The organism is Leclercia sp. (genome assembly GCF_036780805.1).
Classification (GTDB): domain Bacteria; phylum Pseudomonadota; class Gammaproteobacteria; order Enterobacterales; family Enterobacteriaceae; genus Enterobacter.
Map to the genome: position 1 here is coordinate 1,451,454 of NZ_DAIQCE010000001.1, position 15,969 is coordinate 1,467,422.

Consider the following 15,969-nt stretch of genomic DNA (forward strand, 5'->3'; position numbering starts at 1 on the left):
GAAAATTGTCAACGTTTTGATGCTGTTGAAACGAAAAGAGGGAGCAGAGCTCCCTCTTTCAACTGGCTTATGCCAGAGCTGCTTTCGCTTTTTCGACCAGAGCGGTGAACGCTACTTTGTCGAATACTGCGATGTCAGCCAGGATCTTACGGTCGATTTCAACAGAGGCTTTTTTCAGGCCGTTGATGAATTTGCTGTAAGAAATACCGTTCTGACGTGCTGCTGCGTTGATACGCGCAATCCACAGTTGACGGAACTGACGTTTACGTTGACGACGGTCACGGTAAGCGTACTGACCAGCTTTGATAACTGCCTGGAAGGCAACGCGGTATACGCGTGAACGCGCACCGTAGTAGCCTTTGGCTTGTTTCAAAATTTTCTTGTGACGTGCGCGGGCAACTACACCACGTTTTACGCGAGCCATATGTGCTCTCCTGTATCTATATTCTTAGTAAAAAAATTAAACGTTAACGGCTTATGCGTACGGCAGGCACGCGATAACCAGACCCAGATCGCCTTTAGACACAAGGCCTTTTGGACGCAGGTGACGTTTACGCTTAGTAGATTTTTTGGTCAGAATATGACGCAGGTTTGCGTGCTTACGCTTAAATCCACCACCACCGGTTTTTTTGAAGCGCTTAGCAGCACCGCGTACGGTCTTAATTTTTGGCATCTTAATAACTTCCACTTCGCATTGTTAAATAAACGAAACCCAGGCGAACAAAACCTGCGAAGCCTGTCGGCTCCACAGGAATTGCTACTTGAAGGCCTACTGTTTCTTCTTAGGAGCGAGCACCATGATCATCTGGCGGCCTTCGATCTTCGTAGGGAAGGATTCGACTACTGCCAGTTCACTCAGATCTTCACGGACGCGGTTAAGCACTTCCATGCCGATCTGTTGGTGGGCCATCTCACGACCGCGGAAACGCAGTGTGATCTTGGCCTTATCGCCATCTTCCAGAAAGCGTATCAGGCTGCGGAGTTTTACCTGATAATCGCCATCGTCGGTACCAGGACGGAATTTGATTTCCTTAACCTGGATAACTTTTTGTTTCTTCTTCTGTTCCTTAGAAGACTTACTCTTTTCATAAAGGAACTTGCCGTAGTCCATGATACGACAAACTGGCGGTTCGGCGTTAGGGCTGATTTCAACTAAATCTACTCCAGCTTCTTCAGCCTTTTCGATCGCTTCTCTCAGACTCACAATCCCCAGCTGCTCGCCTTCCAGACCTGTTAAGCGAACTTCCTGGGCGCGAATCTCGCCATTGATACGATTCGGACGTGCCGTTTGAACTCGTTTTCCGCCTTTAATACCTTATTCCTCCAGTTGTTGAAGACTGCGGCTGCGAATCTCTTGTTGCAGCTTCTCAATCACTTCATTTACGTCCAGGCTGCCCAGGTCTTTACCACGGCGGGTGCGAACGGCAACTTTGCCTGCTTCCACCTCTTTATCACCACAGACCAACATATACGGGACACGACGTAAAGTGTGCTCGCGGATTTTAAAGCCAATCTTCTCATTTCTCAAGTCTGCTTTTACGCGAATGCCCGCATTTTGTAGTTTCTGCGTCAATTCTTTAACGTAATCAGCCTGAGAATCGGTAATGTTCATCACTACTACCTGCACTGGCGCAAGCCAGGTTGGGAAGAAGCCCGCGAACTCTTCGGTAAGGATGCCGATGAAGCGCTCCAGTGAACCGAGGATAGCACGGTGAATCATTACCGGCACCTGACGCTCGTTATCTTCGCCAACATAAGAGGCGCTTAAACGCTGCGGCAGGGAGAAGTCCAGCTGTACAGTACCGCACTGCCATGCACGATCGAGACAGTCATACAGGGTAAATTCAATTTTCGGACCGTAGAATGCGCCCTCGCCCAGCTGGTATTCGAACGGGATACCGTTCTCTTCCAGCGCCACGGCGAGATCCGCCTCAGCACGATCCCAGGTCTCATCGCTACCGATACGTTTTTCCGGACGCGTTGAGAGTTTGACCACGATCTTCTCGAAGCCAAAGGTGCTGTACATATCGTAGACCATACGAATACAGGCGTTAACTTCATCACGTACCTGATCTTCAGTACAGAAGATATGCGCATCATCCTGCGTAAAGCCACGAACACGCATCAGACCATGCAGCGCACCTGATGGCTCGTTACGGTGGCAACTACCGAACTCCGCCATACGCAGCGGCAGATCGCGGTAGGATTTCAGACCCTGGTTAAAGATCTGAACGTGGCCCGGGCAGTTCATTGGCTTGATGCAGTATTCACGGTTCTCAGAAGAGGTGGTGAACATCGCATCTTTGTAGTTGTCCCAGTGGCCGGTTTTTTCCCACAGTACACGGTCCATCATGAACGGGCCTTTCACTTCCTGATACTGGTACGCTTTCAGCTTGGAACGCACGAAAGTTTCCAGCTCGCGGAAGATAGTCCAGCCGTCATTGTGCCAGAAGACCATACCCGGCGCCTCTTCCTGCATATGATACAGGTCGAGCTGTTTACCAATTTTACGGTGGTCACGCTTCGCCGCTTCTTCCAGACGCTGCAGATACGCGCTCAGGGCTTTTTTATCTGCCCAGGCGGTACCGTAGATGCGCTGCAACATCTTATTGTTGCTGTCGCCACGCCAGTAAGCGCCCGCGGTTTTCATCAGTTTGAAGTGATGACAGAAGCGCATATTCGGCACGTGCGGGCCACGGCACATGTCGATGTATTCTTCGTGATGATACAAGCCAGGCTTGTCATCATGAGCAATATTCTCGTCAAGAATAGTGACTTTGTAGTTTTCACCACGCTTCACGAAGGTTTCACGCGCTTCGTGCCAGCTCACAGTCTTCTTGATGACGTCGTAGTTGCTCTCAGCCAGTTCGTGCATACGCTTTTCGAGGGCTTCGATATCTTCCTGGGTCAGCGTGTGGTCAAGGTCAACGTCATAGTAGAAACCGTTGTCAATAACCGGGCCGATAGCCATTTTGGTGTTAGGCCACAGCTGCTTGATCGCATGACCGAGCAGGTGCGCGCACGAGTGACGAATGATCTCCAGACCTTCTTCGTCTTTCGCGGTGATGATCGACAGCTTCGCATCGTTTTCAATTAAATCGGAAGCATCAACCAGCGTACCGTTTACGCGGCCAGCAATAGTGGCTTTCGCCAGACCCGGGCCGATATCCAGCGCAACATCCATTGGGCTGACGGCGCGGTCAAAATGGCGTTGGCTGCCATCAGGAAGAGTAATTACAGGCATTTTATGTCCTTATTTGCAGTGATGCCCCACACATAAGAGCATATGCAAAGAAAATAATCTTTAATTTACAGTGAATTGCAAAACCATCTGACCAACAATCGTCAAATTGGCCCGCAATCATGCACAGGATCGAAATCAGAAAAATGGCAATTTACGATCAGCCTGTTGATGGTAACACTAACGCCTGGGTGAAAACACCCTTCCGGGCAGATTGAAAGCGTTACGACTTTCGCATGAGTTTAACGTGGAATTTCAAACAGCTTCTCGCAATACGGGGTGGCTGAGCTATTCTTGAACAGGTCCTTCAACACACTATGGGGCATATTATGAACGTATCCAGCAGAACAGTCGTTATCCTGAACATTCTTTCTGCCACCGCATTACTTGTGATTCTGGCGGATAAGTTTCACTGGTTTTGACACTCGTCGTTGTAAGCACCTGACGCGTTAACTTTCCGGCGAAGCGCAATTATTTTTGCTCTTTGGTAGACTTGCCAGTCAACCGCGACCAAAGAACAAGGATGATATGATGCCGACAAAACGCTTTTCAAAAAAATACTGGAAGATGGTGATAGTGTTAATCACTCTTTGTGCTGCCCTGCTGTTATTGCGCTGGGCGGCAATGCTTTGGGGTTAATCTTATCTTCCCTGTACTTGCAAAACCTAACGAATATAAACTTACGTTTTAATTAACTTTACACAGACGACATAAATAAAAAAAACCGGTACATCAAAATCCGGTTTTTTTTAGCGCCAATAACGGCCAGTAAATCTATTTAACGTGCCTGACGAATCAATCAGGACCATTCACCGGCAACCAATTTATGCACGTCGAACGCGTCGTCCATGGATTGCCCGGTGGATTGTGAGCCCGGGGCAATGTTCGAACCGGCTTCTACATCAGAGGCTTTGGTAATGCCGATTTGTGCAGAGCTGTCACTGGCAGAGTTATATACGGAGTCAGCGGCAAAGGCGCCGAATGATAGTGCAGAAAGCACTATTGCTGCAGATGCAGTAGCGATTTTATTCATGATGTTTTTCTCTTACTGAATTAATACAGACCAACTTAAGGCAATATCTAACTTGTCCTTGTAGTTTAGATCTGGATCACACTTTTGCCTAGTCAAAATATTTATCAATTCGTGTCAAATAAACTGAATGTTAACAAAGCGGGGAATTATGGAGAGAATATGGAGATATCGGCTGGCCTCATTATTTTAAAACAGCGTTTATTATTTATCAGCACAAAAATTAAAAACGGGCCAATTATTATTGGCCCGTAACAATTACATTTTGTAGCCCAGAGAGACAACCGTTCTGCGATCGGTATGTTCCGGTGCAGAGGCTGGCGGCTCAGAGTTCCAGGTCACGTTGTAGGCCACTTTTAGCCCGAAATGGGCGTTAATCGCCACGTTCAGCGCGGTCTCGGAGTTGACGGTGGTGTCGTCAGCGCCAAAGACAGAGACGCCCTGGCTAAATTTGGCGTTATCGGTCATCTGCCAGGCGTAAGTGCCGGACGCATAGCCCAGTGGCTGGGTTTCGGTGTCGCCATCGGTGTATTCGTCGTAACGTACACCCGGACCAAATTCAAAGCGGAAGCTGTGTACCGGGCCATTCAGGAACTGACGACCATAACCAGCCGTTGCTACATCACGCTCACGGTAGCCGTTGTAGCGGTCGGTTAACCAGCTTGCCTGGCCGAACAGATAGTCGACGTCAGTCATGTTGTAACGGCTACGCCCACCCACCGCATATTTCTCGGAAGAGCGCTCATCGTTTGAAGAGGTGTTGCTGGCGTTACCCCACAGCGACCAGGCGGTGGTAATGCCATACCAGGTCATGGTGGTGTCGGCGGTCAGGGAGGAGCTTTTGGTATTGCCCGATTGCGCCAGATAACCTGCGTTCAGGTTACCTTCGAAAGGTTTCTGTGCAGTGGAGGGATCGTCCATGACAGTAAAAACGGAATCATCGGCTGTTGCATACATTGACGCAAACAGGCCTCCCGCTACCATCATTGCAGCGGGTACTGTCTTTAAGAGCTTCATTTATAAAGAGTCCGTACAACAAAAAAAGAGACCATTACGGTCCCGGAAACCTTCTTGCGGATCAATGCCATGGGATACCGCGAAAGGTAACAAATTATAAAAAGGCTCAAATAACATAGCAATGATTTCTTGTTTCATTTTTGGAATAAGAACGATCTTAAACCAGCCGGTTATTTATAAATAAAAGTCACGGCACGCAATGATATTTATATTGTAAATCATATTGTTATTTACTTTCCCTTCCGTGGGTTCGGTGCCAGGCTTAGGGCTATCCTCATTCAAAGGAGATCAGCATGGATCGTATCTTTACGTTGACGCTCTCCCCTTCTCTGGACAGCGCAACCCTCACGGCACAACTCTATCCGGAAGGGAAACTCCGCTGCAGCGCGCCGGTTTTCGAACCCGGTGGCGGCGGGATTAACGTGGCGCGCGCCATTGTTCACCTCGGCGGAAAAGCCACCGCCATCTTTCCGGCGGGCGGCGCGACGGGGGAACACCTTGTCTCGCTTCTGGCTGATGAGCAGGTCGCCGTCGAGACGGTCGAAGCCCATGACTGGACCCGGCAAAACCTGCACGTGCATGTTGAATCCACCCACGAGCAGTACCGCTTTGTGATGCCCGGCGCAACCCTGAGCGAAGATGAGTTTCGCCAGCTGGAAGAGAAAGTGCTGGCTATCGAGAGCGGCGCGCTGCTGGTTATCAGCGGCAGCCTGCCGCCCGGCGTTAAAACCGAACGCCTGACCCAGCTGATCCGCGCTGCGCAGCAGAACGGCATTCGCTGCATCGTGGACAGCTCAGGGGAGGCGCTTAGCGCCGCGCTGGCTCTCGGCAACATCGAGCTGGTGAAACCCAATCAGAAAGAGCTGAGCGCGCTGGTCAATCGCGATCTCAGCCAGCCGGATGACGTGCGCAGCGCCGCCGAAGAGCTGATAAAGAGCGGTAAAGCCCGGCGGGTGGTGGTGTCCCTCGGCCCACAGGGGGCGCTGGCCGTGGATGAAAGCGGATCGGTGCATGTTGTGCCGCCGCCGATGAAAAGCCAGAGCACCGTCGGCGCGGGCGACAGCATGGTGGGGGCCATGACGCTGAAGCTGGCGCAAGGCGCGTCGTTACGGGAGATGACCCAGTACGGCGTGGCGGCAGGTAGCGCGGCGACCATTAATCACGGCACCCGACTGTGTTCGCTGGATGACACACAGAAAATTTTCACATACCTGATCAGTGCGTAATCGATGCCCTCCCGGTGACCCGGCGAGGGCGACAAATGGCATGAATCGTCTATGCTAAAAAAACTTTCGGGATAACAACGAGGTGAATTATGAGCAGTGGAGAGATCGCTCGCTACGTGGTGTCCATCAAAATTCATGAAGACTCGCTAACAGAACTCAATGAAATCAACAACCATCTGACCCGCGGTGGTTTTTTACTGACCATGACCGACGACAACGGCAATCTGCATGAGCTGGGGACCCATACCTTCGGTCTGGTTAGCCCGCTGAGTGAAGACGAGGTAAAGGCGCTGGCCACGGGTCTGGTGGAGAGCGCCACCGGAAAAGAGCCGCAGGTTGAGGTGACGAGCTGGGAAAACTGGCAAAAGCAGCAACAATAAATGCCACAGGTTCAACCAAACGGCATAGATGTGCGTTAGTTCGTGTTTTTTGACCATAGTTTCACGCTAACTTTATGATCTGGCAGACAACATGGGAGAGCGATCATGTGGCAGGCTATCAGTCATCTTTTAAGTGAACAACTGGGCGAAGGTGAAATTGAACTGCGTAACGAGCTGCCAGGGGGCGAGATCCACGCCGCATGGCATCTGCGCTATGCGGGACGCGATCTCTTCGTGAAATGTGATGAACGCGAGCTGTTACCTATCTTCACCGCGGAAGCGGACCAACTGGAACTGCTCTCCCGCAGCAAAACCGTCTCCGTCCCCCAGGTCTGGGCCGTCGGCAGCGATCGTGACTACTGCTTTCTGGTGATGGACTACCTCCCTGCCCGTCCGCTCGATGCGCACAACGCCTTTATTCTGGGGCAACAGATTGCCCGCCTGCATCAATGGAGCGAGCAGCCGCAATTCGGTCTCGATTTTGACAACGATCTCTCAACCACTCCGCAACCCAACGCCTGGCAACGACGCTGGTCGACCTTCTTTGCCGAACAGCGGATCGGCTGGCAGCTGGAGCTGGCAGCAGAAAAAGGGCTGGAGTTCGGCAACATTGACGCCATTGTCGATCATATTCAGCAACGCCTGGCCTCGCATCAGCCTCAGCCTTCGCTGCTGCACGGCGATCTCTGGTCAGGCAACTGTGCACTGGGTCCGAACGGCCCTTATATCTTCGATCCGGCCTGCTACTGGGGAGACCGGGAGTGCGATCTCGCGATGCTGCCGCTGCATCCTGAACAGCCGCCGCAGATCTACGACGGCTATCAGTCGATCTCACCGTTGCCGGCCGGTTTTCTGCAGAGGCAGCCAATCTATCAGCTCTATACCTTGATGAACCGCGCCATTCTGTTTGGCGGCGAGCATCTGGTGATTGCGCAGAAAGCGCTTGAGCGGGTGCTGGCGGCATAGCGCCCTGACTGCCGGGCAGCAGTGCCCGGCAGCAAACGCTTACACCAGACCGAGAAGGGAGAACAAGAAGTACCCGGCGATAATCATCAGCACCGGCAGCACATAGAGCGTGAAAATTTGCAGGAAAATGGTGTGATTCGGCACCACGATACGTGATTCAATCTGCTCACGCGTTAACCCTTCATCCCCTTTCGCCTTCTCCAGAATCAGCTGCGCCTCCAGCCCTTCACGAATTAAGCGGGTTTGTCGACGCATCCGTGCCCCCGAAGCCTGCAGGGCCAGGGCGATAAAAATCAGGGCAAAGATAATCCAGAAGGCGATGTTCATCCCCTGGCGGAAATCGGGCGTCGGGGAGTTGTACCAAAAGAAATTCAGAAACGGCGTGTTGAAGCGCATCATCTCGATCATGACGTGGGCAAAATCCAGCATCACGGCATTGATCCCGGCCTGCTTTTCACTGTGGTCATAGATAAATTTCAGGACGGAAATAATTGTCGAGATCACCGTCGGGATAAAAATTATCCATCCGGCGATGATCTTCAGTATCGCTACACGTCCAGCTTGTTGATATGTCATCGGTTCCTCTTTTTAAAATACATCCTTTGAGGCTAAGTCTACCTGCTGGTTGTCATTTTCGCCCGTTCTTTGCGGGTGATATGGTAAATTGCCGGGGTCAGGTAATCTTTACCCCTGCTAAACCCCCACGAAAGGAGAAGTTGCATGTCGACGCCGCGTCAAATTCTTGCAGCCATTTTTGATATGGATGGATTACTCATTGATTCCGAGCCGCTCTGGGATCGTGCTGAGCTGGATGTCATGGCCAGCCTGGGCGTGGATATCAGCCGCCGTCACGAACTGCCGGACACCCTCGGCCTGCGCATCGATATGGTGGTTGAACTCTGGTATGCCCACCAGCCGTGGGTAGGGCCGGGCCGGGACGAGGTCACCGACCGCATCATTAACCGGGCACTGACGCTGGTGGAAGAGAACCGCCCGCTGCTGAAAGGCGCGCGTGAAGCCGTGGCCCTGTGCAAGGCGCAGGGGCTGAAAGTGGGCCTTGCCTCCGCCTCGCCGCTGCACATGCTGGAGAAAGTGCTGATCATGTTTGATCTGCGCGACAGCTTTGATGCGCTGGCCTCGGCAGAAAAACTGCCTTACAGCAAGCCGCACCCGCAGGTGTATATGGACTGCGCCGCGAAGCTGGGCGTGGATCCAACCACCTGCGTGGCGCTGGAAGACTCCGTTAACGGCATGATCGCCAGCAAAGCGGCGCGAATGCGCGCTATCGTCGTCCCCGCAGAAGAGAATCAGCATGATGCCCGCTACGCCCTGGCGGACGTCAAACTGACCTCGCTGCAGGACCTCACCGTAGCGCATCTGCGCGGGTGATTAACGCCAGCGGGCAACCCTCTGTTGCCCGCAAACATGATCCACATAATATTTTTAAAACGTCATTTCATTTTAATTTGATATTCCCCTTCCCTGCTCCTATGCTTATCTCAGAACAACTATACCCCCCTACTTTCTGAGGTCTGTATGATACTGGATGCCTTTAATCTTTCAGGAAAAGTTGCCATCGTTACCGGCTGTGATACCGGGCTCGGCCAGGGCATGGCGCTGGGTCTGGCGCAGGCAGGCTGCGATATCGTGAGCGTCAATCGCCGGATCCCGGAAGAGACCGCTGCTGGCGTGAAGGCGCTGGGGCGCAGGTTTATGGCAATTCAGGCCGATCTCAGTAAACAGGAGGCCATTAGCCATATTGTCGAGCAGACGGTCGCCGGGATGGGGCGCGTCGATATTCTGGTGAATAACGCTGGCACCATTCGTCGGGAAGATGCCCTGACCTTTAGCGAAAAGGATTGGGATGACGTGATGAACCTCAACCTGAAGTCGGTCTTTTTCCTTTCGCAGGCCGTGGCCCGCCAGTTCATCGCCCAGGGGCAAGGCGGCAAAATCATTAACATCGCCTCCATGCTGTCATTCCAGGGCGGGATACGGGTTCCCTCTTATACCGCCTCGAAAAGCGGCGTGCTGGGGATCACCCGTCTGCTGGCAAACGAGTGGGCGCACCACGGCATTAACGTTAACGCCATCGCGCCGGGCTATATGGCGACCAATAACACCCAGCAGTTACGCGACGACGAACAGCGCAGCAAAGAGATCCTTGACCGCATTCCGGCGGGTCGCTGGGGTAAGCCGGCAGATCTGCAGGGCCCGGCGGTATTTCTGGCCTCGTCGGCCTCGGACTACGTCAACGGCTACACGCTCGCCGTCGACGGAGGCTGGCTCGCACGTTAACAGCTTTGTGACAAAGAGTTACACCGTCACTACTTCCGTATACTGTATAAAATCCCTATACTGGATGCATCGACAGTTTAGTGGGTTTTATCATGACGGCGGAAGGTCATCTGCTCTTTTCTCTCGCCTGCGCAGTGTTTGCCAAAAACGCTGAGCTTACACCGGTGCTGGCGCAGGGTGACTGGTGGCATATCGTGCCATCGGCAGTTTTGACCTGCCTGTTACCTGATATCGATCACCCCAAGTCGCTGCTCGGGCAGCGCCTGAAGTGGATCTCAAAACCCATTGCCCGCGCCTGCGGCCATCGCGGCTTTACCCATAGCCTGCTGGCGGTGTTTGCTGCCCTTACCCTCTTCTATTTAAAAGTGCCGGACAGCTGGCTGATCCCGGCGGATGCCATCCAGGGGATGGTGCTGGGCTATCTGAGCCATATTCTGGCCGACATGCTCACTCCGGCGGGCGTTCCGCTGCTGTGGCCCTGCCGCTGGCGTTTTCGTCTGCCGATCCTCAGGCCGCAAAAAGGCAACCAGCTGGAGCGCGCCCTGTGCATGGCCCTGTTCGCCTGGGCGGTGTGGATGCCGCAGACGCTGCCGGAAAACGGTGCCGTGCGCTGGTCTTCGCACATGATTAATTCCCTGCAGTTTCAGTTCAACCGCTTCATTCATCATCAAGGTGAGCAGTAAATGAACGGATTCAGCGGTTTTGGTATAACCCATTCCATTTGGATATAAGCACCCGATCACACTTCTGATAATCTTGCGGCAACAAGGTCGGACCTAATACCGATCTGCAATTCAATCAGGAGAACGGGGATGAATTTTCCATTAATTGCGAACATCGTGGTGTTCGTCGGCTTACTGCTGTTGCTGGCGCAGTCGCGTCACAAACAGTGGAGCCTGGCCAAAAAAGTACTGGTCGGTCTGGTGATGGGCGTGGTCTTTGGACTGGCGCTGCAGGCCATTTACGGTGCCAGCAACCCGGTACTGAAAGACTCTATCCAGTGGTTTAACGTTGTCGGTAACGGCTACGTCCAGCTGCTGCAGATGATTGTTATGCCGCTGGTGTTTGCCTCTATTCTGAGCGCCGTTGCCCGTCTGCATAACGCCTCTCAGCTGGGTAAAATCAGCGTTCTGACCATCGGCACGCTGCTGTTTACGACCCTGATCTCAGCCCTGGTGGGCGTGCTGGTCACCAACCTGTTTGGCCTGACCGCAGAAGGCCTGGTGCAGGGTACCGCGGAAACCGCGCGCCTGACCGCCATCGAGACCAACTATGCGGGTAAAGTAGCGGATCTCACCGTACCGCAGATGCTGCTCTCCTTTATCCCGAAAAACCCGTTTGCCGATCTGACCGGGGCTAGCCCGACGTCAATCATCAGCGTGGTCATTTTCGCCGCCTTCCTCGGTGTGGCTGCGCTGAAGCTGCTGAAAGATGACGCCCCGAAAGGCCAGCGCGTGCTGACCGCCATCGACACCCTGCAGAGCTGGGTGATGAAGCTGGTGCGTCTGGTGATGCAGCTGACCCCTTACGGCGTGCTGGCGCTGATGACCAAAGTGGTGGCAGGCTCTAACCTGCAGGACATAATCAAGCTGGGCAGCTTCGTGGTCGCCTCTTACCTCGGTCTGGGCATCATGTTTGTGGTTCACGGCATTCTGCTCGGCGCAAACGGCGTGAGCCCGCTGAAATACTTCCGTAAAGTATGGCCGGTACTGACCTTCGCCTTTACCAGCCGCTCCAGCGCCGCGTCTATTCCGCTGAACGTGGAAGCGCAGACCCGTCGTCTGGGCGTGCCTGAATCGATCGCCAGCTTCTCCGCCTCCTTTGGTGCGACCATTGGTCAGAACGGCTGTGCAGGTCTCTACCCGGCGATGCTGGCGGTGATGGTTGCGCCAACGGTAGGCATTAACCCGCTGGATCCGGTCTGGATAGCGACCCTGGTCGGGATTGTGACCGTGAGCTCTGCCGGCGTGGCCGGTGTGGGCGGCGGCGCAACCTTCGCCGCGCTGATCGTTCTGCCCGCGCTGGGTCTGCCGGTTACGCTGGTGGCACTGCTGATCTCCGTCGAACCGCTGATCGACATGGGCCGTACCGCGCTGAACGTCAGCGGCTCCATGACCGCCGGTACGCTCACCAGCCAGTGGCTGAAGCAGACCGATAAAGCGGTGCTGGACAGCGATGAACATGCGGAACTGGCGCACCGTTAATCGCCTCCCGCACGAAAAAAACCGCCTTCAGCAATGAAGGCGGTTTTTTATTATCTGTTAATCCTCAACGTCTTCTTCCTGGCGGACCTGCACCGCCCAGCGTTGAGCAGCCTCCGGGACGGTAAACGTCGGAGAACGGCGAAAACGCTCGCCAATCAGCACAAAGGCCACATATTTACCACGTAACAACCAGACGTCACGAAAGCCATCCATTTTGCTGGCATGTTCTGGCGGCGCGGGTTCAACGCGGGGCTGGTAACTGATAACAGGACGATTTTGTTGACGAAGAGGTTTCATAAGCAGCGGGTTCACTAAAGCAAACTCAAAAATCAGTAAATTCCTATGATAGCCGATTGCCCCTCCTGCGTCGCGCCCCTCGTGCCTCATCAAGCGTAAGTGATAGCTATAAATCGGGTTTCACCCGGCTCACCGCCGACATTGTTCTATAGTTAATAAGTTTTGACGCAAATACGACCGCGTTTCAGCGATGAAAACAGGAGACGAGTGCAATGTCGCAGAATGATAAGACCCACCACCCGCAGCAATCCCCGGTACATGACGAAAATGAAGCAAAACCCGGGCTGGACTCCCTGGCGCCGGACGATGGCTCCCACCGCGCCAGTCCGGTTCCTACCCCGCCGGGACAGGAACCCACCGCGCCTGGCAGCCTGAAGGCACCGGATACCGGCAACGAAAAGCTGAACGCGCTGGAGGCGGTGCGTAAAGGCGGCGAAAACTTCCCGCTGACCACCAACCAGGGTGTACGCATCGCTGACGATCAGAACTCGCTGCGCGCCGGTACACGCGGCCCGACCCTGCTGGAAGATTTCATCCTGCGGGAGAAGATCACCCATTTCGACCATGAGCGCATCCCGGAGCGTATTGTTCACGCCCGCGGCTCGGCCGCGCATGGCTATTTCCAGCCTTACAAAAACCTCAGCGATATCACCAAAGCCGCCTTCCTCTCCGATCCGGATAAAATCACGCCGGTGTTTGTCCGCTTCTCCACGGTACAGGGCGGCGCGGGCTCCGCCGACACGGTGCGCGATATCCGCGGGTTCGCCACCAAGTTCTATACCGAAGAGGGTATTTTCGACCTGGTGGGCAACAACACGCCGATCTTCTTTATTCAGGATGCCCACAAATTCCCCGATTTTGTGCATGCGGTGAAGCCGGAGCCCCACTGGGCAGTTCCGCAGGGCCAGAGTGCGCACGACACCTTCTGGGATTACGTCTCGCTACAGCCTGAAACCCTGCACAACGTGATGTGGGCGATGTCCGACCGCGGCATTCCCCGCAGCTATCGCACCATGGAAGGGTTTGGTATCCATACCTTCCGGCTGATCAATGCCGAAGGCAAAGCCACCTTTGTACGCTTCCACTGGAAGCCGGTGGCCGGTAAAGCCTCGCTGGTGTGGGATGAAGCGCAGAAGCTCACCGGTCGCGATCCGGACTTCCATCGTCGCGATCTCTGGGAAGCCATTGAAGCAGGCGATTTCCCGGAATATGAGCTTGGTTTCCAGCTGATCCCGGAAGAGGACGAGTTCAAATTTGATTTTGACCTTCTCGACCCGACCAAACTGATCCCCGAGGAGCTGGTGCCGGTTCAGCTGGTGGGCAAAATGGTGCTCAACCGTAACCCGGATAACTTCTTTGCCGAGAACGAGCAGGCCGCCTTCCACCCAGGGCACATCGTCCCGGGGCTGGACTTTACCAACGACCCGCTGCTGCAGGGCCGTCTGTTCTCCTACACCGATACGCAAATCAGCCGTCTGGGTGGGCCGAACTTCCACGAGATCTCGATTAACAAGCCAACCTGTCCGTACCACAACTTCCAGCGTGACGGCATGCACCGGATGGAGATCGACACCAATCCGGCCAACTACGAGCCTAACTCAATCAACGATAACTGGCCGCGCGAAACCCCGCCGGGGCCAAAACGCGGTGGCTTTGAGTCGTATCAGGAGCGTGTGGAAGGGAGCAAAATCCGCGAGCGCAGCCCCTCTTTCGGCGAGTATTATGCCCATCCACGCCTGTTCTGGCAGAGCCAGACGCCCGTTGAACAGGAGCACATTATTGGCGCCTTCAGCTTTGAGCTGAGCAAAGTGGTGCGGACCTATATCCGCGAGCGGGTGGTCGATCAGCTGGCACGGATTGATATCACCCTGGCCCAGGGCGTGGCAGAGAATCTGGGGCTGACCCTCACCGACGAGCAACGCAATCTGGCCCCGCCGCAGGACGTCAGCGGCCTGAAAAAGGATCCCTCCCTCAGCCTGTACGCCGTTCCTGGCGGTGATATCAAAGGTCGCGTCGTGGCGGTATTGCTCAATGATACCCCGCGGGCCAGCGACGTGCTGGCAGTACTGCAGGCGCTGAAGGCCAAAGGCGTGCACGCGAAGCTGCTCTACTCGCGGATGGGAGAAGTGACTGCCGATGACGGTTCGGTGCTGCCGGTGGCCGCAACCTTTGCCGGATCGCCTTCTCTCACCGTTGATGCGGTGGTGGTGCCTTGCGGGGATATCCAGAGTCTGCTCACCAATGGTGATGCAGCCTATTATCTGCTGGAAGCCTACAAGCACCTCAAGCCAATTGCGCTGGCAGGCGATGCCCGGCAGTTCAAACCGCTGTTGAAGGTGGCGGATCAGGGCGAAGAAGGGATTATCGAAGGCGATACCGCGGCAGGCGCGTTTATGGACGAGCTGGTGCTGCAGATGGCAGCGCACCGGGTCTGGTCGCGCCGGAGTAAAATCGCCAGCATTCCGGCGTAAAAAAAGCCGGGTGGCGAAGTGCCACCCGACGTTACCGTAGGCCGGGTAAGGCGAAGCCGCCACCCGGCATTTCCTCACAAATCCCCGAACGTCCCCAGCCTGTACCCGCGCTCGGCAATCGCATATTTTAGCGACGTTGAGGTCAGCACATCCAGCTCCGTCAGACGCGGCCAGCAGTAGGCGCTTTTACGAATGGTGTTATCGATGAAAGCCGGGTGCGCCATCACCTCCAGCGAGCGTTCGCCCTGCTGCACGGAACGATCCAACACGCTCAGGAACAGCGCCTCACTGATTTCCTCGCCATAAAATGCGCTGCTGAAACCCTCGGTGGTCGGCGGCAGATCGACATTCAGTTCCCCAATGCCTTCAACCAGAGGATCGACACGCAGCGCGACGCCTTTACGGCGGGCAAACTCGGCCACCAGCGGGAAGATGGCCGGGATCATATGCACATGGTGATGGCTGTCGATATGGGTCGGCTCGCGTCCGAAGAGATCGACAAAGCGGTTGAACTGACAGTCCAGCTCGCGGGCAATCTCCTCCAGCGGCAACGCCCCCTGCTCTGCCATCTCCCAGATCCATTTCCCCAGCTGTCCCTCACGCGTCAGCCCCGGCATGGGCGTCAGCGGCATGCCCAGGGTCAGAACAAAGTGCATCCCGACCCCCAGCTCCGGCAGCGCCCGGCTGAGTTGCGCGGCGTGCCCAATGGCATCGCCGTTGACCATGGCGGTGGTTGACGTCACCACGCCGTGCCGACAGGCGTCCACAATGCCGTAGTTCTGCCCTTTGGAGAGGCCAAAATCATCGGCATTGACGATCAGCAGATATTCCATAGCGAT

At 54.7% G+C, this 15,969-nt stretch carries 19 protein-coding genes; 10 read left to right on the forward strand and 9 right to left on the reverse strand.

The window, feature by feature from the left end; translation table 11 throughout:
- Window positions 1-67: 67 nt before the first annotated feature.
- The 4 genes from rplT to thrS form a co-directional block, all read right to left on the reverse strand.
- The gene (rplT, locus tag V7Q49_RS06815) at window positions 68-424 is read right to left on the reverse strand and encodes a 50S ribosomal protein L20 (protein ID WP_032617738.1); all 357 of its coding nucleotides are present in this window, start codon (window positions 422-424) and stop codon (window positions 68-70) included.
- Between the two features lie 51 nt (window positions 425-475).
- Window positions 476-673 carry a 50S ribosomal protein L35 gene (gene rpmI, locus V7Q49_RS06820; RefSeq protein WP_003030583.1) on the reverse strand — a complete coding sequence of 66 codons (198 nt, stop codon included), beginning with the start codon at window positions 671-673 and terminating at the stop codon, window positions 476-478.
- Between the two features lie 96 nt (window positions 674-769).
- Window positions 770-1,312: a translation initiation factor IF-3 gene (infC, locus tag V7Q49_RS06825; protein ID WP_059287945.1), complete on the reverse strand. Its 543-nt coding sequence runs from the start codon at window positions 1,310-1,312 to the stop codon at window positions 770-772.
- A gap of 3 nt (window positions 1,313-1,315) precedes the next feature.
- Window positions 1,316-3,244 (reverse strand): threonine--tRNA ligase, encoded by a 1,929-nt coding sequence (gene thrS, locus V7Q49_RS06830; RefSeq protein WP_333849984.1) that lies wholly within the window; start codon window positions 3,242-3,244, stop codon window positions 1,316-1,318.
- Between the two features lie 326 nt (window positions 3,245-3,570).
- Between thrS and yncL the strand changes: the two genes are divergently transcribed.
- Both yncL and yniD read left to right on the forward strand, forming a co-directional pair.
- Window positions 3,571-3,663: a stress response membrane protein YncL gene (gene yncL, locus V7Q49_RS06835; protein WP_072036629.1), complete on the forward strand. Its 93-nt coding sequence runs from the start codon at window positions 3,571-3,573 to the stop codon at window positions 3,661-3,663.
- Window positions 3,664-3,772: 109 nt separating this feature from the next.
- Window positions 3,773-3,880: a small membrane protein YniD gene (yniD, locus tag V7Q49_RS06840; protein WP_231312552.1), complete on the forward strand. Its 108-nt coding sequence runs from the start codon at window positions 3,773-3,775 to the stop codon at window positions 3,878-3,880.
- A 160-nt stretch (window positions 3,881-4,040) separates the two neighbouring features.
- On the opposite strand, the gene V7Q49_RS06845 is transcribed toward yniD, so the two are convergent.
- The gene (locus V7Q49_RS06845) at window positions 4,041-4,274 is read right to left on the reverse strand and encodes a hypothetical protein (protein WP_333849985.1); all 234 of its coding nucleotides are present in this window, start codon (window positions 4,272-4,274) and stop codon (window positions 4,041-4,043) included.
- A gap of 255 nt (window positions 4,275-4,529) precedes the next feature.
- Window positions 4,530-5,288, reverse strand: coding sequence for a DUF481 domain-containing protein (locus tag V7Q49_RS06850; protein ID WP_333849986.1), 759 nt, complete (start codon window positions 5,286-5,288; stop codon window positions 4,530-4,532).
- A gap of 293 nt (window positions 5,289-5,581) precedes the next feature.
- Between V7Q49_RS06850 and pfkB the strand changes: the two genes are divergently transcribed.
- The 3 genes from pfkB (at window position 5,582) to V7Q49_RS06865 (ending at window position 7,860) form a co-directional block, all read left to right on the forward strand.
- Entirely contained in the window at window positions 5,582-6,514 is a 933-nt protein-coding gene (gene pfkB / locus V7Q49_RS06855; protein ID WP_333849987.1) for a 6-phosphofructokinase II, read from the forward strand.
- Between the two features lie 89 nt (window positions 6,515-6,603).
- Window positions 6,604-6,894 carry a type V toxin-antitoxin system endoribonuclease antitoxin GhoS gene (gene ghoS, locus V7Q49_RS06860; protein ID WP_333849988.1) on the forward strand — a complete coding sequence of 97 codons (291 nt, stop codon included), beginning with the start codon at window positions 6,604-6,606 and terminating at the stop codon, window positions 6,892-6,894.
- A 105-nt stretch (window positions 6,895-6,999) separates the two neighbouring features.
- A complete protein-coding gene (locus V7Q49_RS06865; protein ID WP_333849989.1) occupies window positions 7,000-7,860 on the forward strand; it encodes a fructosamine kinase family protein in 861 nt (286 codons plus the stop codon).
- Between the two features lie 39 nt (window positions 7,861-7,899).
- Here V7Q49_RS06865 and V7Q49_RS06870 read toward each other — a convergent pair whose 3' ends face one another.
- Window positions 7,900-8,436 (reverse strand): YniB family protein, encoded by a 537-nt coding sequence (locus V7Q49_RS06870; RefSeq protein WP_333849990.1) that lies wholly within the window; start codon window positions 8,434-8,436, stop codon window positions 7,900-7,902.
- 144 nt (window positions 8,437-8,580) lie between these two features.
- Here V7Q49_RS06870 and hxpB point away from each other — a divergent pair, with 144 nt between their 5' ends.
- The 4 genes from hxpB (at window position 8,581) to V7Q49_RS06890 (ending at window position 12,362) form a co-directional block, all read left to right on the forward strand.
- Window positions 8,581-9,249, forward strand: a complete 669-nt coding sequence (gene hxpB / locus V7Q49_RS06875; RefSeq protein WP_333849991.1) for a hexitol phosphatase HxpB — start codon at window positions 8,581-8,583, stop codon at window positions 9,247-9,249.
- A 147-nt stretch (window positions 9,250-9,396) separates the two neighbouring features.
- The gene (kduD, locus tag V7Q49_RS06880) at window positions 9,397-10,158 is read left to right on the forward strand and encodes a 2-dehydro-3-deoxy-D-gluconate 5-dehydrogenase KduD (protein WP_333849992.1); all 762 of its coding nucleotides are present in this window, start codon (window positions 9,397-9,399) and stop codon (window positions 10,156-10,158) included.
- Window positions 10,159-10,250: 92 nt separating this feature from the next.
- Window positions 10,251-10,841 carry a metal-dependent hydrolase gene (locus V7Q49_RS06885; protein ID WP_333849994.1) on the forward strand — a complete coding sequence of 197 codons (591 nt, stop codon included), beginning with the start codon at window positions 10,251-10,253 and terminating at the stop codon, window positions 10,839-10,841.
- A gap of 129 nt (window positions 10,842-10,970) precedes the next feature.
- Window positions 10,971-12,362, forward strand: a complete 1,392-nt coding sequence (locus tag V7Q49_RS06890) for an L-cystine transporter (RefSeq protein WP_333849995.1) — start codon at window positions 10,971-10,973, stop codon at window positions 12,360-12,362.
- Window positions 12,363-12,419: 57 nt separating this feature from the next.
- Here the strand turns inward: V7Q49_RS06890 and cedA are convergent, their stop codons facing one another.
- Window positions 12,420-12,674: a cell division activator CedA gene (cedA, locus tag V7Q49_RS06895; RefSeq protein WP_333849996.1), complete on the reverse strand. Its 255-nt coding sequence runs from the start codon at window positions 12,672-12,674 to the stop codon at window positions 12,420-12,422.
- A gap of 197 nt (window positions 12,675-12,871) precedes the next feature.
- On the opposite strand from cedA, the gene katE reads away from it, so the two are divergent.
- Window positions 12,872-15,130, forward strand: a complete 2,259-nt coding sequence (katE, locus tag V7Q49_RS06900; protein WP_333849997.1) for a catalase HPII — start codon at window positions 12,872-12,874, stop codon at window positions 15,128-15,130.
- Window positions 15,131-15,204: 74 nt separating this feature from the next.
- On the opposite strand, the gene chbG is transcribed toward katE, so the two are convergent.
- A complete protein-coding gene (gene chbG, locus V7Q49_RS06905) occupies window positions 15,205-15,963 on the reverse strand; it encodes a chitin disaccharide deacetylase (RefSeq protein WP_333849998.1) in 759 nt (252 codons plus the stop codon).
- Window positions 15,964-15,969: the final 6 nt, after the last annotated feature.

Coding starts and splice junctions, on each gene's coding strand:
- yncL (WP_072036629.1), top strand. CDS start 3,571: ATGAACGTATCCAGCAGAACAGTCGTTATCCTGAACATTCTTTCTGCC.
- V7Q49_RS06865 (WP_333849989.1), top strand. CDS start 7,000: ATGTGGCAGGCTATCAGTCATCTTTTAAGTGAACAACTGGGCGAAGGT.
- rplT (WP_032617738.1), bottom strand. CDS start 424: ATGGCTCGCGTAAAACGTGGTGTAGTTGCCCGCGCACGTCACAAGAAA.
- V7Q49_RS06885 (WP_333849994.1), top strand. CDS start 10,251: ATGACGGCGGAAGGTCATCTGCTCTTTTCTCTCGCCTGCGCAGTGTTT.
- thrS (WP_333849984.1), bottom strand. CDS start 3,244: ATGCCTGTAATTACTCTTCCTGATGGCAGCCAACGCCATTTTGACCGC.
- chbG (WP_333849998.1), bottom strand. CDS start 15,963: ATGGAATATCTGCTGATCGTCAATGCCGATGATTTTGGCCTCTCCAAA.
- ghoS (WP_333849988.1), top strand. CDS start 6,604: ATGAGCAGTGGAGAGATCGCTCGCTACGTGGTGTCCATCAAAATTCAT.
- V7Q49_RS06870 (WP_333849990.1), bottom strand. CDS start 8,436: ATGACATATCAACAAGCTGGACGTGTAGCGATACTGAAGATCATCGCC.
- pfkB (WP_333849987.1), top strand. CDS start 5,582: ATGGATCGTATCTTTACGTTGACGCTCTCCCCTTCTCTGGACAGCGCA.
- kduD (WP_333849992.1), top strand. CDS start 9,397: ATGATACTGGATGCCTTTAATCTTTCAGGAAAAGTTGCCATCGTTACC.
- hxpB (WP_333849991.1), top strand. CDS start 8,581: ATGTCGACGCCGCGTCAAATTCTTGCAGCCATTTTTGATATGGATGGA.
- rpmI (WP_003030583.1), bottom strand. CDS start 673: ATGCCAAAAATTAAGACCGTACGCGGTGCTGCTAAGCGCTTCAAAAAA.
- V7Q49_RS06890 (WP_333849995.1), top strand. CDS start 10,971: ATGAATTTTCCATTAATTGCGAACATCGTGGTGTTCGTCGGCTTACTG.
- katE (WP_333849997.1), top strand. CDS start 12,872: ATGTCGCAGAATGATAAGACCCACCACCCGCAGCAATCCCCGGTACAT.
- yniD (WP_231312552.1), top strand. CDS start 3,773: ATGCCGACAAAACGCTTTTCAAAAAAATACTGGAAGATGGTGATAGTG.
- V7Q49_RS06850 (WP_333849986.1), bottom strand. CDS start 5,288: ATGAAGCTCTTAAAGACAGTACCCGCTGCAATGATGGTAGCGGGAGGC.
- V7Q49_RS06845 (WP_333849985.1), bottom strand. CDS start 4,274: ATGAATAAAATCGCTACTGCATCTGCAGCAATAGTGCTTTCTGCACTA.